At 38.5% G+C, this 6,242-nt stretch carries 7 protein-coding genes; all 7 read left to right on the top strand.

All coding sequences use genetic code 11. The annotated features are described in order from the left end of the window. Nucleotides 1-278: NUDIX hydrolase (locus BHE89_RS07580; protein WP_458694209.1), on the top strand; the 278-nt coding region annotated here is incomplete at its 5' end. An 8-nt stretch (nt 279-286) separates the two neighbouring features. After that, nucleotides 287-2,533 (top strand): phosphoenolpyruvate--protein phosphotransferase, encoded by a 2,247-nt coding sequence (ptsP, locus tag BHE89_RS07575; protein ID WP_069367219.1) that lies wholly within the window; start codon nt 287-289, stop codon nt 2,531-2,533. 81 nt (nt 2,534-2,614) lie between these two features. After that, entirely contained in the window at nt 2,615-3,505 is an 891-nt protein-coding gene (gene lgt, locus BHE89_RS07570) for a prolipoprotein diacylglyceryl transferase (RefSeq protein ID WP_006535954.1), read from the top strand. Nucleotides 3,506-3,550: 45 nt separating this feature from the next. Then, nucleotides 3,551-4,402 carry a thymidylate synthase gene (locus BHE89_RS07565; RefSeq protein WP_069367220.1) on the top strand — a complete coding sequence of 284 codons (852 nt, stop codon included), beginning with the start codon at nt 3,551-3,553 and terminating at the stop codon, nt 4,400-4,402. Between the two features lie 235 nt (nt 4,403-4,637). Beyond that, the gene (locus tag BHE89_RS07560; RefSeq protein WP_286138760.1) at nt 4,638-5,147 is read left to right on the top strand and encodes a potassium:proton antiporter; all 510 of its coding nucleotides are present in this window, start codon (nt 4,638-4,640) and stop codon (nt 5,145-5,147) included. A gap of 174 nt (nt 5,148-5,321) precedes the next feature. Then, nucleotides 5,322-5,756 carry a potassium:proton antiporter gene (locus BHE89_RS07555; RefSeq protein WP_286145975.1) on the top strand — a complete coding sequence of 145 codons (435 nt, stop codon included), beginning with the start codon at nt 5,322-5,324 and terminating at the stop codon, nt 5,754-5,756. A 27-nt stretch (nt 5,757-5,783) separates the two neighbouring features. After that, on the top strand, nt 5,784-6,242 hold a 459-nt coding region (locus tag BHE89_RS07550; RefSeq protein ID WP_069367222.1), incomplete at its 3' end, for a DUF2509 family protein.

Raw genomic sequence — 6,242 nt, 5'->3', positions numbered from 1 at the left:
GTTGGGACACAAAACCTGTTTGTATTGGACAAAAACAGCGTTGGTTCCTTTTGCAGTTAACAAGTAATGATAAAGACATTAATGTTCAACAAAGCAAAACGCCAGAATTTGATGGCTGGCGTTGGGTGAGTTATTGGTATCCTGTTCGACAAGTCGTCTCTTTTAAACGCGATGTCTATCGACGTGTCATGAAAGAGTTCGCACCAGTAGTCATGCCATTGCAAGAACAAATGTCTTTACCGCGTTCATCGTATGGATATCGGCGTAAAAGGTATTAGATAACACTATGCTGACACGTTTGCGAGAAATTGTAGAAAAAGTGGCTATGGCAGCAGGGCTTCCAGAAGCGCTTGAACTCTTAGTCAAGGAAACGTGTCAGGCAATGCACACGGATGTGTGTTCTATTTATCTTGCTGATAAACAACGTAGTTGTTTTTATCTTATGGCGACCAAAGGGTTAAAAAAACCAAAAGGAAGAGCCGTTAGCCTTTCATTTGATGAAGGCGTTGTTGGTGAGGTCGGGCGTCTTTCAGAGCTTATCAACCTCGCTGATATTCGCGAACATCCTAGCTTTAAATACCTTCCTCAAGTTAAAGAAGATGATCTCCGTGCTTTCCTTGGCGTTCCTATTGTCTATCGTCGCCAACTTCTTGGTGTATTAGTCGTTCAGCAAAAAGAGCGTCGCTTATTTAATGAAAGCGAAGAATCTTTTATGGTGACGCTGGCGACACAGCTCGGCGCCACCTTATCGCAAGTCCAAACCAAAGGGCTTTTCGGGCAATATCGACAAAGTCGTATTAAAGCACTTTCGGTGTCGACTGGCGTGGTGATGGCTTATGGCTGGCAAGAAGTCTCTCAACCTATCCTTGAAAATGTGTTTAAAGCCAGTGCTCTTGATATAAAAGCAGAATTAAACCGACTTACGGTAGCTTTAGAAGATGCTACCGCAGAATGTCGTCGCTTTAGTAAGCGATTTATGGCGAATTCGCAAAAAGAGAGTGCGGCCATATTTGATCTCTACTCGCATTTACTTAATGATCCACAGCTTAAATATAAAATGACGGCAATCATTACGCAGGGGTATGTTGCGGAATGGGCGGTTAAAGTCGTGGTTGAAAAAGTGGCTGCCCAATTTTCTAGTCTAAAAGATGGTTATATGCGAGAGAGAGCCTCTGATCTTAAAGCATTAGGGCGTCGTTTATTATTCCATCTAGATGATGATCTAAGCTCAACCAACATTTGGCCAGAGCGCTTTATTTTGGTAGCTGATGAATTAAGTGCCAGTTTATTGGCCGAGTTACCAGAGCAACAGCTTGCTGGTGTCATTGTTCGAGATGGCGCAACTCATTCTCATTCTGCCATTCTTGTTAGAGCAATGGGAATACCCGCGATTATGGGAGCAGATATTCAGCCTGAGCTTTTACATAATCGCATGCTTATTCTTGATGGTTATCGTGGTGAGATATTTATTGAACCAGAGCCTTTTATAACTCAAGAATATAAACAAATTATTGATGAAGAGAGCGTATTAAGCCAAATTGCAGAAGAGCAACTTGAACAGCAAGCGCTTTTAAAAAATGGTGAGGCAGTTAGTGTTCAACTGAATGCGGGATTAAACATAAAGTATGAACAACGCATTAGCGTAGGAATAGATGGTGTTGGTTTATATCGGACAGAAATTCCTTTTATGCTACAAAGCGGTTTTCCTTCTGAAGATGAACAGAAAAATCGCTATCGCGAAATACTCTCTTTTTTCCCTGAAAAACCTGTTGTATTGCGTGCTTTAGATATTGGTGCTGATAAGCAACTTCCTTATATGCCGATTAATGAGGAAAATCCCTGCTTAGGTTGGCGAGGAATAAGAATATTACTTGATCAACCAGAAATCTTCCTTATTCAGTTACGAGCCATGCTAAAAGCAAACCTCGAATTTAAAAATTTGAAAATTTTGTTGCCGATGGTGACAAGTATTGATGAAATTGACGAAGCAAGGACATTACTGCTACGTGCATGTGATGAAGTGAGTCGAGAGCTAAAATGTGAATGTGTTACACCTCCGCTAGGCATTATGCTTGAAGTGCCTTCATTGGTGTTTATGTTGTCACAATTAGCTAACCGGGTTGATTTTATCTCTGTTGGAACAAACGATCTGGCTCAATACTTGCTTGCTGTCGATCGTAATAATACGCATGTAGCATCACTTTATGATAATTTGCATCCTGCGTTATTGCGTTCACTGAATTTGATTGCGGAACAATGCCAATATTATCAGTTGCCAGTGAGTGTTTGTGGTGAAATGGCAGGTACGCCGATAGGTGCATTGCTGTTAATAGGGCTCGGTTTTAGGCAGTTAAGCATGAGTGGTCGTAGTTTACCTAGGGTAAAATACTTATTGCGCCATCTTGATCCTGTGATGTTACAGCTTTTTATGCAACAGGTGTTGCAAGCTGAAACGGCAACAGAAATTAAAAAATTGTCTTCTGAATTTATGGAACGGCAAGGATTAGGTGGATTAATTCGCGGAGGTATCTAGCAAACCTTCGTATAAGCCTTTTCTGTGTTGGTAATAAAAATAATCAGCATAGAAATTATTGATTAAGTGAAGTAGGGAATAATGAGTATAAGCTACCTTAAATTTCCAGAGATTGATCCCGTTATGTTCTCTATCGGACCCGTGTCATTACATTGGTACGGTATGATGTATTTAGTTGGGTTTGTCTTTGCCTTATGGCTTGCAAATCGTCGAGCTGCAAAACCGAATAGTGGTTGGAATAAAAATGAAGTTGAAACATTACTTTATGTCGGTTTTGTAGGGGTGTTTATCGGTGGTCGTTTAGGTTATGTTTTATTCTATAACCTACCTGTCTTTTTAAATGATCCTCTTTACCTCTTTAAAGTATGGGATGGCGGCATGTCGTTCCATGGTGGCCTAATTGGTGTTATTTGTGCCATGATTTGGTTTGCTAAACGTACTAAACGTAAATTCTTCCAAGTGGCAGACTTTGTTGCACCATTAATTCCATTTGGATTAGGGCTAGGTCGTATTGGTAACTTTATCAATGGCGAATTATGGGGACGTGTCACATTAGATACACCTTGGGCTTTCTTATTCCCAAGCTCTCGTTCTGAAGATCTCCAGCTTGTTGCCCAAGATCCAACAACGTTATTGCCTATTATTCAAGAATATGGGGTTTTACCCCGCCATCCATCACAGCTTTATGAAATGCTGTTAGAAGGCGTAGTATTATTTATTATTCTGAATATCTTTGTGCGTAAAAGTCGCCCAGTCGGTAGTGTGTCAGGTTTGTTCCTCATTGGTTATGGTGCATTCCGTATTATTGTTGAATTCTTCCGTCAACCAGATGCGCAACTAGGATTATTTGGCGGTGTGAGTATGGGGCAGATACTTTCAATTCCAATGATTTTGTTGGGTATTATTTTTATGGTATGGGCTTATCGTCAAGATAAAAAGACACCACAAAATCCAACACCAACTCACAAATAGTGTGAGATAAATTTTTTATTATTAGCTAATTACAAGAGAGACAACATGAAGCAGTATCTGGCATTGTGTCAACGCATTATCGATGAAGGGCAATGGATTGATAATAAACGGACTGGAACCCGTTGCTTAACGGTGATTAATGCCGATCTGGAATATGATGTTGCGAATAATCAATTTCCGTTGATAACGACTCGTAAAAGCTTCTATAAAGCCGCGATCGCAGAATTATTAGGGTATTTACGTGGTTACGACAACGCCAGTCAATTTCGTGAAATTGGTTGTAATACTTGGAATGCAAACGCCAATGAAAATGGGGCATGGCTAAACAATCCTCATCGCAAAGGTGAAGACGATATGGGGCGTGTTTATGGTGTTCAAGGACGTCAATGGCAACGCCCAGATGGTTCTCATTTTGATCAATTACGTAAAGTGATCGATAACCTGACTAAAGGTATAGATGATCGTGGTGAGATCGTAACATTTTATAACCCAGGTGAAACTGAGTTAGGTTGTTTGCGCCCTTGTATGCATACACACACATTTTCATTAGTGGGTGATACGCTTTATTTAACCTCTTATCAACGTAGTTGCGATGTGCCATTAGGTTTAAATTTCAACCAAATACAGTGTTTTGTTTTATTAGCGCTGGTGGCTCAAATTACAGGGCATAAGCCGGGTAAAGCATTTCATAAGATAATCAACGCACATATCTATGAAAATCAATTACCACTAATGCGAGATGTACAATTAAAAAGAGAACCATTGCCATTGCCAACATTACATATCAATCCAAAAATAAAAACGTTGGAAGATATCGAAACGTGGGTAACAACGAATGATTTTACTGTTGAAGGTTATCAATGCCATGAAGCGATAAAATATCCATTTACGGTTTGATCTTTCCTTTGTACTTAAAAGCCTCTGTTTAGTGATAAACAGAGCTTTTTTATTTCTATTTATTAAATTTAGTCTCAATTAACGAAAGCTATCCCAGCTTTGTTGATGACTATTTTTGTGTTTACTCTGAAAATACGGTTATTGCGTTGTTGTTCGAAAAAAGCACTTTCCTTTATTTACCGTTAGATGTTTTGTCTGCATTCTCACAGTAGGTTAAAAAGGAAGGGAGAAATAAATGAACAATAACATGGAGATAAGCCTAAGTAGGGCGCATCAGCAAGAGAGCGAATTTGGAATAAGCCTACTTGAAATGCTTATTGTCATGATGATCGCTTCGATTTTAAGTTACTTATCAATTACGACCTATCAGCAATTTACTCACCAACGTCAATTGATACATAGTGTACGTGAAACTATTGCTTTTCTTTCTTATCAGCGACAACAAGCGCGACTGTTTAATATAAAAATGAAAATATCGTTTCATTTATCGCCCAGTAATAAAATCGTCACTATTCCTTTTCATCAACGGCACTTAACTGAAAAACAAACGATTTTTCAATTAGTTTCTGGCGTTCAACTTACACAATCAACAGTTTCAAATTTTACGTTTGGGGAGATCCGTCAAACCTTAAGACCGATGAGTTTTGTGCTTCAAAGTTCAGAGGGTGAAGTGAAAATTGTGATCTCATCTTTAGGTAGAATAAGAGCATGTAGCCAGAAAATTAAGGTATTTTCGCCATGTTAAAGCGAGCAATATTTTCATTCTCATCTGGCATGATGTTGATGGAATGCCTTTTTGTCATGGCAATTAGTGGTGTTCTGTTTCTTTGTATTAGTCGAGCTTATCCTTATGTAATGAATACGTTGCACCATTCTTACCAACAGCATCAGTTAGATATTTTTTTTAAGAGAAAGGTTATTGGTACTAGAAACACAACTAAGGCGTACTGGATATTGTCACGGTGATTGTGCCAACGTTTCGCAGTCAAAGGTGTTGTACACTTCACCATTAAAAATAGGACAGTATGCTTATCAAGATAAAAACAGCTGCGTTATTTTCGCTTATGACGTAAATAGTAATGGTCGATGGGACTCGCCCTTTTCAAGAGAGAGTGATTATTTTGGTTATCGGCTTAAAAATGGGCAATTAGAGCAATTAAGAGGAGTACAAAATTGTACTTCTTCGGGATGGCAACGATTTTTTGAAAGTCATGAAATTGAAGTGACAGAGTTTATTTTACGCCCTTACTCAAGGCAATGTCTTATCACAGAGAAACCACTTTTTTTATCTTTCAATCTCTTTAAAATTTCATTTAAAACAATCCCCTACTGTGAAATTACATTATCAGAATGATATTCGGTTAAGGAATGTGACTACGTTATGAGTATTGATTTAATTCACAATAAAAATGAGCAAGGGGTTGCAAGCTTACTTGTCGTCATGGGGTTTATTGTGATGAGTTTATCGGCGCTTGGAAATTTTGCTTATTATTACAGGCAATCTCAACAAATAGTGATGCAAGAGTTACAAGCACGACAGGCATTTTTATTTGCTGAGTCAGCATTGGCATGGGGAATAAAATTGAATTGGGAAATTTTATCGTCACAGATAAATAAATGGCAATGTCGTCATTTTCATGCAAACCCTAAAATAAAAAGTTGTTTATTTTTGATTTCTTTAGAAAAAGGCCTATTGCAAGGACAAGCAGAAAGTATAAATGGTTATAAAATATACCATTATCAATGGGTTGATCTTTTGAAGGATAAAAATCAATCCATTGTTTCGCATCCGAATGGATGGCTAGATTATTGCCCATTAGTGTATAAGGAGTGTGTGTTA

This window comes from Shigella sp. FC1967 (assembly GCF_001743005.1).
GTDB lineage: Bacteria > Pseudomonadota > Gammaproteobacteria > Enterobacterales > Enterobacteriaceae > Proteus.
The sequence above is the reverse complement of the archived record's forward strand: the minus strand, read 5'-3'. Positions and strand labels throughout refer to the sequence as shown.

Excerpts from the sequence above, each read along its gene's own strand:
- ptsP (WP_069367219.1), top strand. The coding sequence starts at position 287 with ATGCTGACACGTTTGCGAGAAATTGTAGAAAAAGTGGCTATGGCAGCA.
- lgt (WP_006535954.1), top strand. The coding sequence starts at position 2,615 with ATGAGTATAAGCTACCTTAAATTTCCAGAGATTGATCCCGTTATGTTC.
- BHE89_RS07565 (WP_069367220.1), top strand. The coding sequence starts at position 3,551 with ATGAAGCAGTATCTGGCATTGTGTCAACGCATTATCGATGAAGGGCAA.
- BHE89_RS07560 (WP_286138760.1), top strand. The coding sequence starts at position 4,638 with ATGAACAATAACATGGAGATAAGCCTAAGTAGGGCGCATCAGCAAGAG.